General features: G+C 68.4%; 10 protein-coding genes. 3 read left to right on the forward strand and 7 right to left on the reverse strand.

Annotated elements, in window-relative coordinates:
* Window positions 1-53 precede the first annotated feature (53 nt).
* Window positions 54-698, reverse strand: a complete 645-nt coding sequence (locus ACIRJP_RS14595; RefSeq protein ID WP_404172792.1) for a histidine phosphatase family protein — start codon at window positions 696-698, stop codon at window positions 54-56.
* A 434-nt stretch (window positions 699-1,132) separates the two neighbouring features.
* Window positions 1,133-4,015, reverse strand: a complete 2,883-nt coding sequence (locus ACIRJP_RS14600) for an AfsR/SARP family transcriptional regulator (RefSeq protein ID WP_404172795.1) — start codon at window positions 4,013-4,015, stop codon at window positions 1,133-1,135.
* A 215-nt stretch (window positions 4,016-4,230) separates the two neighbouring features.
* On the opposite strand from ACIRJP_RS14600, the gene ACIRJP_RS14605 reads away from it, so the two are divergent.
* Window positions 4,231-5,013 (forward strand): amidase domain-containing protein, encoded by a 783-nt coding sequence (locus tag ACIRJP_RS14605; RefSeq protein ID WP_404172798.1) that lies wholly within the window; start codon window positions 4,231-4,233, stop codon window positions 5,011-5,013.
* 86 nt (window positions 5,014-5,099) lie between these two features.
* On the opposite strand, the gene acnA is transcribed toward ACIRJP_RS14605, so the two are convergent.
* The 3 genes from acnA to ACIRJP_RS14620 form a co-directional block, all read right to left on the reverse strand.
* The gene (acnA, locus tag ACIRJP_RS14610) at window positions 5,100-7,814 is read right to left on the reverse strand and encodes an aconitate hydratase AcnA (protein ID WP_404172801.1); all 2,715 of its coding nucleotides are present in this window, start codon (window positions 7,812-7,814) and stop codon (window positions 5,100-5,102) included.
* Between the two features lie 357 nt (window positions 7,815-8,171).
* Window positions 8,172-9,047 carry an aminoglycoside phosphotransferase family protein gene (locus tag ACIRJP_RS14615; RefSeq protein ID WP_404172875.1) on the reverse strand — a complete coding sequence of 292 codons (876 nt, stop codon included), beginning with the start codon at window positions 9,045-9,047 and terminating at the stop codon, window positions 8,172-8,174.
* Between the two features lie 86 nt (window positions 9,048-9,133).
* Complete coding sequence (locus ACIRJP_RS14620; protein WP_404172804.1) at window positions 9,134-10,627, reverse strand: DUF4246 domain-containing protein; 1,494 nt, start codon at window positions 10,625-10,627, stop codon at window positions 9,134-9,136.
* A 322-nt stretch (window positions 10,628-10,949) separates the two neighbouring features.
* On the opposite strand from ACIRJP_RS14620, the gene ACIRJP_RS14625 reads away from it, so the two are divergent.
* Window positions 10,950-12,479: a helix-turn-helix domain-containing protein gene (locus ACIRJP_RS14625; protein ID WP_404172807.1), complete on the forward strand. Its 1,530-nt coding sequence runs from the start codon at window positions 10,950-10,952 to the stop codon at window positions 12,477-12,479.
* Between the two features lie 767 nt (window positions 12,480-13,246).
* The gene (locus tag ACIRJP_RS14630) at window positions 13,247-15,364 is read left to right on the forward strand and encodes an RNA-directed DNA polymerase (RefSeq protein ID WP_404172810.1); all 2,118 of its coding nucleotides are present in this window, start codon (window positions 13,247-13,249) and stop codon (window positions 15,362-15,364) included.
* A 208-nt stretch (window positions 15,365-15,572) separates the two neighbouring features.
* Here the strand turns inward: ACIRJP_RS14630 and ACIRJP_RS14635 are convergent, their stop codons facing one another.
* Complete coding sequence (locus ACIRJP_RS14635) at window positions 15,573-16,718, reverse strand: restriction endonuclease (protein ID WP_404172813.1); 1,146 nt, start codon at window positions 16,716-16,718, stop codon at window positions 15,573-15,575.
* 434 nt (window positions 16,719-17,152) lie between these two features.
* A complete protein-coding gene (locus ACIRJP_RS14640) occupies window positions 17,153-18,466 on the reverse strand; it encodes a hypothetical protein (protein WP_404172878.1) in 1,314 nt (437 codons plus the stop codon).
* Window positions 18,467-18,676 lie beyond the last annotated feature (210 nt).

An 18,676-nucleotide genomic window follows, 5' to 3' on the forward strand; every position in this document is an offset into this window, starting at 1 on the left:
GCCGGTACCCCTGGGCGGGGTACCGGCCGTCGGTACGTCCAGTCCCGTTCCTCTCAGTCCCGTGCCGGGGCCTCCGGAACGGCCCGGGGGAACAGGCTCTCGGGCAATGTCACATTCCACGCCGTGATGACCGGCTTCCCGTGCTCGGTGCCGAGCCGGGAGACGGCCCCCGTGGCGAGCTGGAACAGCGTGCCCTCTGCCGGCGTCAGACCGAGGTAGCGGGCGGTGAGCACACGCAGGAAGTGGGAGTGCGCGACGAGCGCGATGTCCTCGTCCTCGTCCCGCCCGGCCGCCTCCGCGACTTCGGCCAGTACCCGGTCGGCGCGCGCCCCGACCTCGGCCGGGGTCTCACCGGGGTGCGCCTCGGGTCCGGGGGCGACCCCGTCCGTCCACAGATTCCACTCGGGGCGGGTCCGGCGGATCTCGACGGTGGTCACCCCTTCGTAGCCGCCGTAGTCCCACTCGCGCAGCTCGGGTGTGATGCGGGGCGCGGCGAGCCCGGCGAGCTCGGCGGTGCGCCGGGCGCGCACGGCGGGCGAGACGAGGGTGAGCGCGATGCGCCGGTCGGTGAGCAGTGGCGCGAGCGCTCGGGCCTGCCGTTCCCCGACGGCGGTCAGCGGCAGATCGGTGTAGCTCGTGTGCTGCCCGGACCGCGACCACTCCGTCTCGCCGTGCCGGATCAGGATCAGCTCGCCCATGATGATTCCGCTCTCTCTGCGCCGATGCCGCTGTCGCTGTGTGAACCTGCGGGCCCACGATCGCATTCCACCGGGCGGGCGACGGGTGCGGCTCGCCCCCCTCGAACTCCGGGCAGCGGTGAACACCTGCGGTGACGCATTCCCCGTTTCCTGAACCTGCGCGTCCGCACGCCGCTACATTGCGGCGCATGCCGCAGCCCAGGGATCTAGACCCGTACCGACGCCCGCTCCTTCTACGGTTCCGAGTTGCGCCGCCTGAAAGCTACACGTCGATGGTGGTTCTCGGACTGTTGCAGACAGCGTCCCATGTGCGTGCACCGACCCGGGCCGCCCACCCGATTGCCGACGCGGACGTCATCGAGGGACGCGCATGGATCGCCACGACCCCGTCCTGCCGTTCCGCGCACCGGCCCGGGCAACCTTCGTACAGAGCGTCAAGCGGTGGGCCAGCCCGGTTCCGGCGGACCGCCGAGTTCGCGCAGCAGTGCGCGGACCTCGTTCACCTCGGGGCTGAGCGCCTGGATGTCGAGGTAGATGGCAAGGGCCTCGTGCAGTGCGGCCCTGGCCGGTTCGACGGCTTCGGTCGCGCAGTGGGCCTGGCTCAGGTGGACCAGCGTCTCGGCCTCGTTGTAGCGGTGACCCAATGAGCGGTTTAGGTCCAGGCTGTGCTGGTAGCAGTCGATGGCCTTCGCGTGTTCGCCGAGGCGGTGGTAGGCGTAGCCGAGGGTGTCCCAGGTGCCGGCCCGGCCTCGTTCGTCGCCCAGTTCCCGCTGGATCACCAGCGCCTCCTGGCAGCGGCGTACAGACGCCTCGTGGTCCCCGAGCTGGGTGTGGTCCCAGGCCACGGCGTTAAGGGCACGGGCCCGCCCGGGGAGGTTTCCGGCCGAGGTGAAGTACTCGACGGCGCTCTGGTCGTGGCGCAGCGCGGCGGCGTTGTCGCCCTCGCGCTCGTACTGCCAGCCGAGGGCGAGATGGGTGTGGGCGGCGGAGAGGAGGTCGCCGTGTCTCTCCGCGAGGGCCAGCGCGTGGGCCAGTTCCTGGTGGGCCTCCGCGAAGCGCCCGGTCTCCGTGCAGGCCCAGGCGAGCGCCCGGCGGGACTCCGCCTGGGCCGACGGATCCCCGAGGCGGCCCGCGGCGGCGAGCGCGGTGCCGTGCACGGCGGTGACGTCGACCCACCACGCCCGGCGGGCGAGGAAGGTGGTGATCGCCCAGGCCATCCGCCATGCCTGGGCATCGTGTCCGGTGCGTACGGCGTGGTTGACGGCAGCGGTCAGCACGGTGTGCTCGCCCGCGAACCACGCCATGGCCCGGTCGGCGTCGGCGAATTCCTCAAGGCGCGTGCCGTCCGCAGGAGTTGCCGACGCCAACGGGTCGCGGTGGGGCAGCAGGAGCCGGTCGGCCTCGTAGGCGGTGTGCGCGTAGTGGTCGAGTACCCGGGTGAGTGCCGCCTCCGCCTCCCCGGCGGGGGCGACGGCCTCCGTCATCTCCAGGGCGTACGCGCGCAGCAGGTCGTGGCAGGTGAAACGGCCGGGGACGCGTTCCTGGACGAGGTGGTGGGCCTGGAGGCGGTGCAGCCGGGTACGGAGGCGGGGAAGCGGCAGGCCGGTGAGGCTGGCAGCGGCGGGCAGGCCGATGTCCGCCCCGGGGGCCTGGGCGAACTGCCGGAAGACCCGGGCGGAATCGGCGTCGAGCGCGAGGTAGGAGGAGGCGAAGACGATCCGCATGTCGCCGTTGGGTTCGCCCGTCTCCAGGGCGTCCAGCGGGGTCGCCGCTTCCCGGAGTTCGGCCGCCAGGGCGCTCAGGGTGAGCATCGGGTCCGTGGTGAGGCGGGCGGCGAGGACGCTGATGGCGATGGGGAGACCGGCGCAGTGGCGCAGGAGTTCCGTCGCCGCCCCGGGTTCCGCGGCGATCCGGTCGGAGCCGAGGCGGCGGACGAGCAGGTCGCGCGCCTCGGCGGGGTCCAGCGTCTCCAGGGTGAGCTGGGCGGCGCCGTGGGAGGCGGCGAGACCGGGCAGCCGGTGACGACTCGTGATCAGGACCGTACAGCTGGGGCTGCCGGGTAACAGGGGCACCACCTGGTCGGTGCCCCGGGCGTTGTCGAGCACGATGAGCAGACGCCGGTCCGCCGTGAGGCTCCGGTACAGCGCGGCCTGGGCCTGGGGGGTTACGGGAAGGCTCCCGGGGTCGGCGCCGAGGGCCTCCAGAAAACCGCGCATGACCGCGTACGGGTCGGCGGGTTCACCGGAGGGGGTGAAGCCCTGCAGATCCGCGAAAAGCTGGCCGTCGGGGAAGCGCTCCTGCCAGCCATGGGCCCAGCGCAGTGCCAGCGAGGTCTTGCCGACACCGCCGGTTCCGCAGATCACCGCGATCAGCACGGTCCCGCCGTGCGGTTCGCCCTGCGGAGCCAACAGTTTGTCCAGGCCGACCAGTTCACTGTCCCGGCCGGCCAGCAGGGGTGGGCGAGCGGGCAGTTGTCTGGGGTGTGTCGTGGTGGCGTGTGCTGTGGAGGGGGGTGTCGTCGTGGTCCGCGCCGTCAGGGCGGGCGCGGTGTCGCGGGCCGGCGGGGCGAGCCGCGGATCCGAGATCAGGATCTGCTGGTGGAGGCTCCGCAGCGGCGGTGCCGGGTCGATGCCCAGCTCCTCGACAAGGCGACGGCGCAGTTCCTGGTAGTGGTTGAGGGCGTCGGCGGGGCGCCCGCCGCGGTAGAGGGCGAGCATCAGCTGTCCGGCGAGCCGTTCGTCCAGCGGGTTGTCCTCGGCGAGCGGGGCCAGCACGGTCACCAGCTCGGTGTGGATCCCGCGGCGCAGCTGGAGCTCGCTCCAGTCCAGCACGGCGGCGAGGCGTTCGACCCGCGCCGCCTCGCGCCGGGAGTTGAACCACGGGGTGTCCATGCCGGGGCACAGCTCGCCCTGCCAGTTCGCGAGGGCCTCCTCGAAGAGGCGTGCCGCCGCCGGCTCGTCCCCCGCGTGCGCGGTGGTCCTGGCCCTGGCGGACAGGGCCCGGAAGCGGTGCAGGTCGGCGTCGGTGGCGGCGACGGTCAGTACGTATCCTCCGGACCGCCGCGCGACCGGCGCGTCCTGGCCCGCGGTGCGTAACGCGTTGCGCAGCCTGGAGAGGTAGCTGTACAGCGTCGGCAGGGCGCGTTGCGGCGGGCACTCGCCCCAGACCCGGTCCACGAGTTCGTCCGCCGTGACCACTTGGCCGACTTCGAGCAGCAGCACGGCGAGGACGCGCTGCTGCCGTGCGGGCCCCAGGTCGATCCGGTGGCCGTCGACGCGGGCCTCGACCCCTCCCAGTACGCGGAATTCCACGGCCACGCCACCCACCCCCCGGCGCGATCCTAGACCGAGGCCAAGGGCTCGGAGTAGCTGTTTCAAGCTCTTTCCAAGGTTGCGACAGGGTCGCCCGAGGACGGTGATGTCCATCCCGCCGGACAGGTTCGGGGACGGGCTACCGGAGAAGACAGCGCAGCCGGAAGCCGAGGACCCGCCTGCCGCGAAGCAGGACAGCAGCCCGATCTCAAGGAGCAGACATGCGTATCCGCCATGCCCTGGCGACGGCCGGCCTCGGCACCGTGCTCACCCTGGGGGTCACGACGTACCCCGCGACCGCCGTCCAGACCAACACGGCCGGCACGGCCAGTACGGCCAGCACGGCCAGCGCGCTCGGCAAGAAGATAGCCGCGCAGGCGCTCGAGCAGTACACCAGCAAGAACGCCGAGGTGAAGAAGCGCAAGTACGAAGGCGCGGCCAACGGCGTCAACGCCAAGAACAACTGCAACTTCTACACCGGCTTCTGGACCGACCCGCGCAACCGCCGCTTCGACGGCACGAAGGCCCCGCGCATCGGTACCAACGGCGCCACCTGCGGCACGAGCAAGGGCTACATGTACGTCAAGGGCACCAAGACCTGGACGCCCGTGAAGTGGAAGTCCCGCGCCTGGTGCTCCGACTTCGCGAAGTACACCTGGTACTGGGGCGGCGCGAAGGTGACGGGGATCAACGCGGCGGCCGCTTCCTTCCGCAGCTACGGGATTGCCAACCACACCTGGCACACCCGTGCCGACGTGGCCAAAAAGCCGGGCCAGAAGGGCCGCTACGTACCGAAGAAGGGCGATGTCGTCAGCTACGACTGGAACAGGGACGGCGTCATCGACCACGTCGGTGTCCTCACCGCGTACAGCACCAAGTACAAGGCGTACTTCTCGGTCGAGGGCAACTCCAGCGAGAAGCTCAACTACAAGAACACCAAGCAGTCGGCGGTGTCGAAGTACGTCGTCGGCTACACCTCGCCCGTCAAGCTCAAGTCGCACTGACGACCGCGGAACGGTGATCCGGTACGGGAATGGGCCGCACCCCTTCGTCCTGCGAAGAGGTGCGGCCCGGTGTCCCGCCGGATCTGCTACTTGCGGATCAGGCTGCGGAGCACGTACTGCATGATGCCGCCGTTGCGGTAGTAGTCCGCCTCACCGGGGGTGTCGATGCGGACGACCGCGTCGAACTCCACACCGGTGTCGGTGGTCACCTTGACGGTGCGCGGCGTGGTGCCGTTGTTCAGCTCGGTCACACCGGTGAAGGAGAAGGTCTCCTCGCCGGTGAGGCCAAGAGCCTCGGCGCTCGCGCCCTCCGGGAACTGGAGCGGGAGGACGCCCATGCCGATGAGGTTCGAGCGGTGGATGCGCTCGTAGGACTCGGCGATGACGGCCTTGACGCCGAGGAGCGCGGTGCCCTTGGCGGCCCAGTCGCGGGACGAGCCGGAGCCGTACTCCTTGCCCGCCAGGATGACCAGCGGGGTGCCGGCGGCCTGGTAGTTCTGCGAGGCGTCGTAGATGAACGACACCGGGGCGTCCGCCTGGGTGAAGTCGCGGGTGAAGCCACCCTCGGTGCCCGGGGCGATCTGGTTGCGCAGGCGGATGTTGGCGAACGTGCCGCGGATCATGACCTCGTGGTTGCCTCGGCGCGAGCCGTAGGAGTTGAAGTCACGGCGCTCGACGCCGTGCTCCGTGAGGTACTTGCCGGCCGGGGTGTCGGCCTTGATCGCACCGGCCGGGGAGATGTGGTCGGTGGTGACCGAGTCGCCCAGCTTGGCGAGCACCCGGGCGCCGGTGATGTCGGCGACCGGGGTCGTCTCCATCGTCATGCCCTCGAAGTACGGGGGCTTGCGCACGTAGGTGGACTGCGGGTCCCACTCGAAGGTGTCACCGGTGGGGATCGCCAGCGCCTGCCACTGGGCGTCGCCCGCGAAGACGTCCTGGTAGGACTTGTTGAACATGTCCTCGCCGATGGCGTTGGCGACGACGTCGTTCACCTCGGCCTCGGAGGGCCAGATGTCGGCGAGGTGGACCGGCTTGCCGTCCTGGTCGATGCCCAGGGCGTCCTTGGTGATGTCCACCTTCATCGAACCGGCGATGGCGTACGCGACGACCAGCGGCGGGGACGCCAGGTAGTTCATCTTGACGTCGGGGTTGATCCGGCCCTCGAAGTTACGGTTGCCGGAGAGCACCGAGGTCACGGCCAGGTCGTGCTCGTTGACCGCCTTGGAGACCTCCTCCGGCAGCGGGCCGGAGTTGCCGATGCAGGTGGTGCAGCCGTAGCCGACGAGGTTGAAGCCGACCTTGTCGAGGTACGGGGTGAGGCCCGCCTTGTCGAAGTAGTCGGTGACGACCTTCGAGCCCGGGGCGAGGGTGGTCTTGACCCACGGCTTGCGGGTCAGGCCCTTCTCGACCGCCTTCTTCGCCACGAGCGCCGCGGCGACCATGACGTACGGATTCGAGGTGTTGGTGCAGGAGGTGATCGCGGCGACGGTGACCGCGCCGTGGTCGATCTCGTACGTCGTGCCGTCGGGGGCCGTGACCGTGGTCGGGTTCGACGGAACGCCCTTGTGGGTGGCCGGGGCGTCGGAGGCCGGGAAGGACTCCTTGCCCGACTCCTCGTCGTCCGAGACGTAGTTGCGCACGTCCTGGGCGAACTGCTCCTTGGCGTTCGCGAGGATGATGCGGTCCTGCGGGCGCTTCGGGCCGGCGATCGACGGTACGACCGTCGACAGGTCCAGCTCCAGCTTCTCGGAGAAGTCCGGCTCGGCGGCCGGGTCGAGCCAGAGGCCCTGCTCCTTGGCGTACGCCTCGACGAGCGCGACCTGCTGCTCGTCGCGGCCGGTCAGGCGCAGGTACTTCAGCGTCTCGTCGTCGATCGGGAAGATCGCGGCGGTGGAGCCGAACTCCGGCGACATGTTGCCGATGGTGGCGCGGTTGGCGAGGGAGGTGGCGGCGACGCCCTCACCGTAGAACTCGACGAACTTGCCGACGACACCGTGCTTGCGGAGCATCTCGGTGATGGTCAGCACCAGGTCGGTGGCGGTGGTGCCGGCCGGGAGCTCGCCGGTCAGCTTGAAGCCGACGACGCGCGGGATGAGCATGGAGACCGGCTGGCCGAGCATCGCTGCCTCGGCCTCGATGCCGCCGACGCCCCAGCCCAGCACACCGAGGCCGTTGACCATGGTGGTGTGCGAGTCGGTGCCGACGAGGGTGTCCGGGTACGCCTGGCCACCCCGGACCATGACCGTACGGGCCAGGTGCTCGATGTTGACCTGGTGGACGATGCCGGTGCCCGGGGGGACGACCTTGAACTCGTCGAAGGCGGTCTGGCCCCAGCGCAGGAACTGGTAGCGCTCCTTGTTACGGCCGTACTCCAGCTCGACGTTCTGCGCGAACGCGTCGTTGGTGCCGAACTTGTCGGCGATGACGGAGTGGTCGATGACCAGCTCGGCCGGGGCGAGGGGGTTGATCTTGGCCGGGTCGCCGCCCAGCTCCTTGACGGCCTCACGCATGGTGGCGAGGTCCACGACACACGGCACACCGGTGAAGTCCTGCATGATCACGCGGGCCGGCGTGAACTGGATCTCCTGGCTGGGCTGGGCCTGGGAGTCCCAGCCACCGAGGGCCCGGATGTGGTCGGCGGTGATGTTCGCGCCGTCCTCGGTGCGGAGCAGGTTCTCCAGCAGCACCTTCAGGCTGTAAGGGAGGCGCGCGGAGCCCTCGACCTTGTCCAGCTTGAAGATCTCGTACGACTCGTCGCCCACGCGCAGCGTGCTGCGGGCGTCGAAGCTGTTCGCCGACACGACAGTCTCCTTCATCAATGTGCGCGTACTCCGCGCCACGCCTCGTTACGGCGGGCGCCGCGTGGTGCCGCCTACGGCCCCTCGACCATCCGCTAAGGTAAAGATTAGTTAGGTAACCCTTACCGGCTGACGGACTGCGGTGCGCCTTCGGCATATATCTCGATGTCGAGATAACTCTAGTACATCACCGCCGCACGGTCATGCGGGGGCGCCACCGCTGTCTCGCCGAAGGTCGAGCAGTCTCACCGAAGGTCGAGCGATGGGTGTTCCGTCCCCGGCGGAGCGCGGGGCACGGGGCGGTCGGGAACGCGGGACACGGGACACGGGACACGAGGCGATCGGGAATACCGGGCGTGCTCACCGGGTCAACGCGAGCAGTTCATCGATCACCGGTTCCTCACCACCGTCACCGAGGTGGGCGATGGCCGCAAACGGCGCGATCACCCGGCTCCAGGCATGGAGCCGGTCGCCATCGAGCCCGCACGCCGCCGCCACGCGCGCACAGCGGGTCTCGACGCCCTCCAGCCCGGCGCCGGCCACGACGTAGTCCACGGCGTCGAAGCACGGATCACCCGCACAGGCTTTCGGATCAATGGCCATGAGACCGCGTTCCGCGCCGCCGTCGAGCACGTTGCCCAGGTGCAGGTCGCCGTGGAGCAACACGGTCGTCTCTTCCGTGTCCAGCAGCCGATCGCACCGCTGGATGGCCCGGTCCCACGCGGTGACGTCCATCCGCGCACTGATCGCAGGCTCGGACAGCCGCCTGCCGACCCGGGCGAAGGCCTCCTCGCACCGCCCACGCAACACACGCGTGGGCAGCGGAGGCAGAGCGACTCCGTGCAGGGCTGCGAGCAGATCCGACCACTGTCCCGGAAGCGAAGCAGCAGGCATGTCCTCCGTCGGTGTTCCGGGCACGACCTCCTCCAACACCATCGCGCCCGCCTCCTCGTCGACGGCCAGCACAGCGGGCACCCGGCCCGAGGCGGCGAACCACCCCAGCATTCCGGCCTGCTCGGCCATAAGGGCCCGCTCGGGACTGATCTTCAGCACCGCAGGCGTGCCGTCGGGCCAGCGGCACCGCAACGCGACCGACGAAGCACCGTCCGGGAGGGGCTCACCGAGCGAGAGTCCCCACCGGGACGTCAGCCGCGCGATGAGATCCGGCGTGCCGGCGCACCACTCGGCGACCTGGGGCCCGAATCGGCGCACCAACCGCGCAGTGACGCTCTCCACATCCACCGGCACTCGTTTCACACGGTCCAGTGTGCCGCCCGCGCGATCGCTGTCCACCGCTTTTCGCTCAAGCCGGGGGCGATGGTTCAGTGCTCACACAGGGAGAACTCTCGCTCGTAGAGCTGCTCGTTGTGTTCGTCGACGAAGAATTTGCGTTCCTGCATGAGCTGTTCGCGGTAGCCCTTGGCCTGCTCCAGCGTCATGGTCGAGGTGGCGGACCACGGCTGCTGCGGCGGCACATCGGAGGTCGAGACAATCGTTACCGACGGATCGACCAGGAAGAACGCGAGGATTTTGCGATATCCCGGCCGGCTGGGATCCGCGAGGCGGAAAGAACCGACGCGGTGCTGCAGGATGTTCGGGAACGCCAGGCAGCGGCCCGCTGGAGTCGATGCCGATCCCAGCACCTGATTCAGCGGGTCTTCATTGCCCAGGCCATAGACGTCACGCATACCGGCGTCGTCATTCTGCTCGTAGTCCGGGTCGTCGACCGCCGACCGGAAACTCAGCCGGCTTTCGGTGATGTTCTCGCTGTCCCAGTAATAAATACCGGTCGAGACGATCCGCTCGTTCATCATCCCCTCGACATGCCAGGAACCGCCCGCGTACTCGGGCTGGTCCGGAGTGAGATGAATGGTGGCCAGCTTGACGATGACCTGGAGACGACGGCCGCGCAGGTCGACCCGGGCCGATCCGTCGGGCAACGCGGGCGGGACGAAGTCCGGGGCGTCCGGGACGACCGGGCGGCGGTTCTCCCACCAGTCGTCCATGGCTTTCTCCCGCGCTTCGTGGTTGTCGTCGTCGTCGGGAATCAGATCCGGATTGCCGGGGGCCTGGTCGTACCACGTGTAGGGATCGGCGTCGATCCGCAGGGGCCGGGGATGGCGCAGATCGGTGAGCACGTTCTCCAGCAGCGGGCGCATGCGCGCGAACAGGACCGGCAGGACGGAGGCGAGTTCGCGATGGGCCACGGGGTGAACATTGTTGACGTACGAGCGGAGGACGACATCGCCGTCGTCGCCGACCTCGACATCCGTGGGCAGCCACTGGAATTTCTCGGAGAGTTCATACCGCGAAGGGCCGGCTGCCGGGGTCTGCCATGCCGATTCGGGTGCTCCGCTCACCTCTCGCACGAGGCAGAACATTGAGGGATGCACCAGATCCAGTACCTGGCCATCGGACCCCGGATGCCAGTCCTTTTCCGCCTCGGGGACCTCTTCCAGAACCCGGACCGCCTCGCGCAGTCGGGACCTGAGCTCGTCGTCGATCAGTGTGTCGGAATGCCACACCCCATCGGCGGCGGACACCTCGATGCCTGTTCGCTCGTCCCGCAGCCCGGCGTAATACGCGAGTTCGGCGATCACATATCTAATCTGCGCTTCGGTAAGGCCCTGGGAAATCGCTTCTTGCGTCCACTTGGCGACGATTCCGGCGTCGTTCATCTTGACGAACCACTCCGACTTCGCCCGAATGTGGGCGCTGCACTCCATCATCTGAAGTTCTCGCAGTGTCCGGGGCTCCGCGAACGATATTGCTCGGGAAGAATAAAACGGCAGCGGAAAAGCGGACGAGTCAGTCATTTCTCTCGGTTCCCCCAGTTGATGTGCGATGGCGGGCAGAGTACTTCAGCACACCGACAACGGCAGTGGCAGCCCAGCCGCGGCACGCCCTGGAGTGCATGCCGGCGCCGACGGCAGGCCGGAGCGAGACCCCGTCCCCCGTACGGACGCGCATCGCACGCGGACGCGGCGGTCCGGACGCAACATGGAACGCACGGCGCGCACCGGATGCGGGCAGTCCATACCGGCCCGACCTGCAACTGCCGTGCCGACACGCCCGAGAATCACCCGAACACCACACCCCGGCACAGGTCTCATCTCATATCTGAGATAGCCTTTCGCCATGTCAGACGATTACCTCGTACGCATCGGCAAGCTCATCCGTGACGCCCGTCAGCATCGGGGCTGGACACAGAGTCATCTCGCCGAGGCGCTCGCCACCAGCCAGAGCGCCGTGAACCGCATCGAGCGCGGCAATCAAAACATCAGCCTTGAGATGATCGCGCGCATCGGTGAGGCACTCGACAGCGAGATCGTGTCGCTCGGCTACGCCGGGCCCATGCACCTGCGGGTGGTCGGTGGCCGCCGGCTCTCGGGCTCCATCGACGTCAAGACGAGCAAGAACGCGTGCGTGGCACTCCTCTGCGCCTCGCTGCTCAACAAGGGCCGTACGGTGCTGCGCAGGGTGGCCCGGATCGAGGAGGTCTACCGCCTCCTGGAGGTGCTGAACTCCATAGGCGTGCGGACCCGGTGGATCAACGAGGGAACAGATCTGGAGATAGTCCCGCCCGCCCGGCTCGACATGGACGCCATCGACGCGGACGCCGCCCGCCGGACCCGTTCCATCATCATGTTCCTCGGCCCGCTGCTGCACCGCATGGACCGGTTCAAGCTCCCGTACGCGGGCGGCTGCGACCTCGGTACGCGGACCATCGAGCCGCACATGATCGCACTGCGCCGCTTCGGTCTGGAGATCGCCGCGACCGAGGGCATCTACCACGCCCAGGTCGACCACTCGGTCACCCCCGGCCGCCCCATCGTGCTGACCGAGCGCGGCGACACCGTGACCGAGAACGCGCTGCTGGCCGCCGCCCGGCACGACGGCAGGACCGTCATCCGCAACGCCTCCTCCAACTACATGGTCCAGGACCTCTGCTTCTTCCTGGAGGCGCTCGGTATACGCGTGGACGGCATCGGTACGACCACACTGACCGTCCATGGGGTTCCGTACATAGACGTGGACGTCGACTACTCCCCCTCCGAGGACCCGGTCGAGGCGATGAGCCTCCTCGCCGCCGCCGTGGTGACGGAGTCCCAACTGACGATCCGCCGGGTGCCGATCGAGTTCCTGGAGATCGAACTCGCGGTACTGGAGGAGATGGGCGTCGACTGCGACCGCACGACGGAGTACGCCGCCGACAACGGCCGCACCCGCCTGGTCGACCTCACGGTCCGGCCCTCCAAGCTGGAGGCCCCGATCGACAAGATCCACCCCATGCCGTTCCCCGGGCTCAACATCGACAACGTGCCCTTCTTCGCGGCGATCGCCGCCTCGGCCCAGGGCCAGACCCTCATCCACGACTGGGTCTACGACAACCGGGCCATCTACCTCACCGACCTGAACCGCCTCGGCGGCAGGCTCCAACTCCTCGACCCCCACCGGGTACTGGTCGAGGGCCCGACCCGCTGGCGCGCCGCCGAGATGATGTGCCCGCCGGCCCTGCGGCCCGCCGTGGTGGTGCTGCTCGCCATGATGGCGGCGGAAGGCACTTCCGTACTGCGCAACGTGTATGTCATCAACCGCGGTTACGAGGAGCTGGCGGAGCGGCTCAACTCCGTGGGTGCGCAGATCGAGATCTTCCGGGACATCTGACCGGCGGGGTGTCGCGCCCCTTGGGGTCAAGGGGCACGACACCTCAACATGCCCGCTGACCTGCGGATACTCACCTTCACGACCCTCCAATGATCACTGTTGTTTTTCAGCACCTTGTGCAACGCACGTGCAAGATGATCTCGAATTGCTGACGGCACGTCAGAGATGTCTGAGCACCTGTCAGCCGTCACGGAGGGTTGTCGCCGAAGTGGCCTCGCAACGTCCGATGTCGGTCGTGTCACGCCGACCGCACCGGCGGACGTGGCCTGCTGCTCGTCGCCGCTCTCTCCGACCGGTGGGAATGCGTCCCCCACCCACCCGGCGGCAAGTCCGTCCGGGCCGAGTTGTCGGCGCCTTGAACAGTGTGTGGCCACGCCTGGTGGGGTTTGCTGCTCGGGCGACAAGACCGGCAATGCGTATCTACGAAGCCCTCCGAGCCCACGACCACTGACGGCCTTCCTCCTGCCCAACGCTGCAGTAGGACCGGCAGGTTCGGTGCGCCGTCAGGTGACCTGAACCGGTGGGTTCGATACTTCGGGCAGCTACGATCTTCCTCAGCGCAGTCGACGGGTCTCAGGAACCCATCCCTTGCGATGGGCCCTCCGGTCCTGACGTCCGGGTGCTGATCACACCGGATGCCAGGGGTCGAGCCCTGTGCTTGTCACAGGGTGGCGGAGGGATACAGCGGCCGCCCGTGCAGGGGCGGTGGAACAGCTCAAGGTGAGGCTCGTCGGCTGCGTCTCACCGACGGGGGACGGGGCGGTTCGATGACGACGGCAGACGACTTCGCGGATCTCAGCCCCGCGGAGTTCCTCCAGGCGGTGGTCAGCGGCTCGATCTACCCGTACACCGAGCACCGGATACCCAAACCTCGTGGCGGACTTCGGACCTTGCACGCCCCCATCCCCCGGTTGTCGTGGATGCAGCAGGAGATCCTGGCCCGTCTTGGCACTCTTCCAGCCAGGTTCCAGCCACACCCGGCAGCGTTCGCGTATCGACGGGGCCGCTCGGTCGTGGACTGCTCGGCAGTCCATCTGCGGGCCCACACCGTGATCCGCCTGGACATTGCCGACTTCTTCGGGAGCATCCGGGAGCGGCATGTCCACGCGGCCCTGAAGGACGCGTGGCCCCGCACGGCGGGACCTGAGTACCGGATCGAACTCGTGGAGGACGACGACGGCTGCCCGGAGATCGGCCTGCGCCGTGTCGGCCGCACCCTCGGTGCGTACACCACGGCCCGGCTGGTCACCGTGCCACCGCCTGCGTCGAACCAGACCTGGACGAACCGTGGCACCGGACACCGCGACGTGTACCTGGAGACCACCGGGCAGCACTTCTCCGTCCGCCGGCCCGCCCTGGTCCACAAGCACACCCGCGAGGGCTTCCTGCCGCAGGGCGCTCCCACCAGTGGGTATCTGTCGAACATCGTCATGCGCGACGTCGACGAGGTCGTCTCGCACCGGGCCGAGTCCTTGGGGTTGCGCTACACCCGCTACAGCGACGACATGTACTTCTCCAGCCGTGGTCCCGTGCCCCACGACCGCGTGGACCGTCTCGTCGCCGAGGTGAAGAGGGCCCTGGAACCGCTGGGCATGAGACTCAACGCGAAGAAGACCTATGTGGCTCGCCCCGGTGCTCGCCGGAGCGTACTGGGCATCGTCGTCGACGGCCCCACTCCTCGCCTGACGCGCGCGTACAAGCGCCGCATCACCATGCATGTGCGAGGGGCCGCGTCGTTCGGTGTCGTGCAGCATTGCCATCATCAGAAGTTCGGAGATCTGGCCGAGCTGGACGCTCATGTCACCGGGCTGCTGTCCTTCGCGCACATGGTCGAACCCGGCTGGGCCGGAGAACAGCTCGCGGCCTGGAAGCGGCTGCGTGAAATTCCGCTGGAGCACGAAGAACCGGTGATCGCGCAGTACGGGCTGGATCTTCCTTGGGACGAGGAGGTCGAGGTCTCTCAGGCGGACCTGGCCAAGGCGTCGATCGACGATCTCGTCCGAGGTGCCCAGCGCTATCGCTCGTCCGCCGACTACGTGCAGATGCTCGAGTTCGTCGGACGCTTCAAACGGTACGCCCCGTTCAATGCGATGGTGGTCCACATCCAGAGGCCGGGCGCGCGTTACGTCCTGTCCTCCTCGGAGTGGAAGTCGAAGTACCGGCGGGTACTCAGACCCGGTGCCCAACCGCTGTTGATCTTCCAGCCCCGGGGGCCCTACATGCTCGTGTACGACGTCGGGGACACAGAAGCCCTGCCGGGAGCCCGGGCGCTGCCCAAGGAGGTCACCGCTCCTGTGTCGGTGTCATCGCGGGCCGGTGAGAAGGAAGTCGCCGAGGTCTGGCACCACACGGAGTCGAACCTGGCGCCCCTGGGAATCCGGCTGACCTTGGTCGACCACGCGGCCTCCTCCTGCGGGCGCACGTACCCGAGCAGGTCCGGCGGTTTCGTCGGGCGTCCTGGCAGCAGGCCCGGGGATCGACCGGAGACGTACCCGACGCTGTTCGAGATCGAGGTCAACCGGAATCTGCCCCTGCTGGACCGGTACGCCACGCTGGCCCATGAGCTCGGGCACCTGTTCTGCGGACACCTCGGCGCAGGTCCTGGGGAGACCTGGCCCGACCGTCGGTTGCGGCCCCGCTCGGACGAGGAACGCGCCACGGCCCATGCCCGCAACGAGGTCGAGGCCGAGTCCATCGCCTACATGGTCCTCAGGCGGCTGGACCCGGATGTCCAGATGGGCGACTACATCACCGGACACCTCGGCCCCGACCAGCAGGTCCCCGACAGCGTCGCCCTCAACCTCACGTTCAAGGCCGCCGGCCTGATCATCGAGATGGGGAGGAAACGCGTCCCTGCCACCAGGCTCCAGAAATCGAAGAAGTGATCAGGGTACCCACCCTGGATGCGTCGAACCTCTGCGAGTTCGGTCTCGGACGTCGGATCAACCGTCCACTCGCCGCCGGTAGCGCCAGATCTGCCGCAGCAGCAGAGCCTCCATGCCCGGTGGGACTCGAGCTCCGCATCAGGAATGGTCTCCCGGCCGAGCCCCTGATGGACCATGAGAACGACAGAATCTCCTGCCTGCCGTGCCCTCAGACACGCATCCCCAGCTTCAGGGCAGCTTCGCGGGCCTTCTCGTCGGCCATGGCGATGAGTCGCTTCCGGCCGCCGTGGGTCTGGAAGTCCGCCTGCGACTTGGCCAGGAGGACTTCCGCCCGCTCCGTCAGTTTGTGCGCTGCGTTCAGTGTCTTGATGCGGTCCTTGGTATACCGGTTGGACGGCAGCGCGTGAACCACACTCGTCTGCGCACGGACGCTAGTGATCAGGCGGCGCACGGTCTGGCGCTGGGCCTCCAGCTCAGCGGCGCGCTGGATCGCGCGCGAGTTCGGGGACTGCCCGTGCCCGGAAGCCACTTGACTCCAGCTGGGCGTCGTCCGGCTCCACCCGGCGGTCCGGTCCTGGCGAGCAGACAGCCGAGACGCTGCCGCGTTCACTGGAGTGATGTGGCCGAGCTCCAGGAGCGAGAACAGCGCGACCCCCCTCTCGTCCGCAAACTTCAGGACACCGGCCGTATAGCCGCCGGACGCGTAGAACAGCAGGTGATGGTGCGCGTCTGCCACCCCCCGCAGTTCTCGGATGGGGCCGACACCGATCGGCTGACCGTAGTGCTTCACCTGCGCAATGGCATCGTGGGCGATCACGTCGATACCCCCGTCCGCGCCGGAACCTGTCACCTGTGCCTCGGCGAAGCCGATACTGCGCATGTGGTCGACGGCGGCGAGCTCGGCGTCCTGCCATGTGCGGATGGTTCTCGCGCGGAACACCCTCTCCTGTGAGCCGGTGCATTCCTTCGCATGCGGAGGCGTGGATGCCCGGCCGGGATTCCCCGGGTGTGCTCGGGAAATCCCGGAGGCGTCGCTGTCGCCCTGCGCGAGGTACGGAGGAGTGCCCGGGCCGTCGTCATCGCCAGGCCGACCGGCGTCGATCAAAGCACGGGCCACCACCGGCGGAAGGGGCTTGAGCTCCATCACCCCCTCTGGGCCGTCGAGCACGACCGCCTCGCCGAACCGCGACTGACTCCCACTCCCCAGGACGGTGAGGGGACGGCGCAGTTCCATGTGTTCCACCTTGAAGGTGCCCCGCCACAGGAGGAGACGCTGACCGGTCAGCGCGCCGTGGAACCGGAGAGTGGTGAAGAGCGACTCGACCCGCTCACCGGGCGCCAGATGCGTCAGCAACTGCTCGGCCTGTGGTGAGTTGCCTACCCAGCCGCTGCCGCGGACAGCAGCGGAGGTACGAGGGTCGCTGCGGAGACTTGACACCATGCCATCTTGCGTCCGTGCAAGCCGAGGGTTCCGGTGCGCAACCTAGTTCCCGGTGCGGAGTGCACCATGGATTCAGCTAATTCTCACGCCAGTTCTCGACCCCAACCCGGTCGTCACCGGGTACGCCAGCCTCTGCCTGCCGCTCCTGAGTCCCAGTGAGGGCCTGGCCCGTCTCCCCTGGACGACCACCATCCTGCGCGCTGTGGATCGAGGCAGCCTTCGATCACGACAACGCCTTCAGTACCCTGCGCGGCACCCACCACGGTCCCGGTCCGGCTGCCCGCCGCTACTGATCGGCGTTTTGGTACGACAGCGCCCTGCGCGCATTGCCGAACACACCGATACGTCTACGCCGGCAACGCGGGGAACACGACCACCGAGCCGTCCTTGTCGCGGGCAATCTCAATCGCCACGTCTGTCGTACGGCTGTTGACTGTGACGCCACGGCCCAGCTGGTGAATCCGATGCGCCGCGCTCATGAGGCGATCTACTTCACCGGTCGTGAAGACGGGCGCCCGCAAGCCGCTCGGGCGTGCCAGCTCCAGTGCCGACAGGCGCACCAGGACACCGGCGATGCTCGACTCCATTTCATCGAGGCGCTGCTGATCGCGCCTGAGTTCGCGGGTGAAGTTCTCGAACGGATTGCCGTCGTTGCTCTGTGCGTGCTCGACGGCCTGGAGGACAACCACCCGCCGCTTCAGCGCGATGGCCAGGGAAGCGAGTTCGAGGTGGGTGCGGAACGTACCGCCATGGTCATCGACGCCGGGGAACGCCTTGGTCAGCGTGCCGAGTTCGACGGCCGCGCCCTCGCGCAGTCCGTCGAGCGCGCCTTGCCACCGGGTAAGGCGGCCGTCGGCCTTGCTCAGCGCCGTGTCGATGGCATGCACCGCCGAGTCAAGTCCCAGGGAGACACCGAGCTTGCCCTGGTCGAGCAGGATGGCCGTGGCTTTGTCGATGGCGCCACGGCAGCCGTCGAGTGTGCTGCGCTCGTCGTCGAGCTTCTCCTCCTGAAGTCGCTCAAGCAGTTCCGTGATGTGTTCGATGGCCTGTTGGCGCCTGCGGTCGGCGTGCGCGCTCACTCCCACCGCCACGGCCATGAGCACGAGCGGAGCGGCCACGGTGAGCGCCGTGCCGCCGCCGGCCGCGGCACCGGCGGTCGCACCGGCCCCGCCGACCGTGCCCGCCGCTGCCGCGCCTCCGACCGGCACAAATCGCGCTTTGGAAGCGATCCTGCCCGTCGAATTCACGAGCTCACCGTAGATGCCGCCGACCGCCCCCTTCGGCACCATCGGGCGGACGATGCCCTGCCCGAACTGGGCGGCGACCCTCGCCGGGACCACCATGCAATACAGATTCTCGCCGGAAGCGGTCGCTCTGGCCGCCGTAAGGGAACTTCGCGTCGATTGCGTGATGAACTGTGACAGGTGCTGCGCCAGGGGACTCGCGGCGTCGAGCGGGATGCCACGGCCTCGGTCGATCTTGTCGGGCAGCGGATGTACCTCAAGTGTGACGATCGGCTCGTCGGCCAGAGCGGCCAGCACTCCGCGCAGTTCAGCCAGGCGTTCAGCTGTCATCGACTCGCCCGCGGCCAATCCCGGCACTCGGACGTCAGCGGTCGCCAGCGTCCACACCGGCACGGTCGTCTTGCGGTCGTCAGTCATCGTCTCCCCCCTTGTTCCCGACAACAGCCTACGTCTGACATCGAATGCGACGATCCCAACCCGCGAATCCGCCCATCCGTCCAACCCCTCCAGATGCCGGGGCAACCGGCTCCCCTGCCAGCCCAGCACCAGCCGCTGCCGGGCGCGGGTGATCACGACGTAGTACGCCATGCGCAGGGTCGCCGCCGTGGGGTCGGTGGCGGAGTCGGA

Origin of the sequence: Streptomyces sp. NPDC102437, from assembly GCF_044765565.1 — a bacterium.
In the GTDB taxonomy this organism is placed as follows: Bacteria; Actinomycetota; Actinomycetes; order Streptomycetales; family Streptomycetaceae; genus Streptomyces.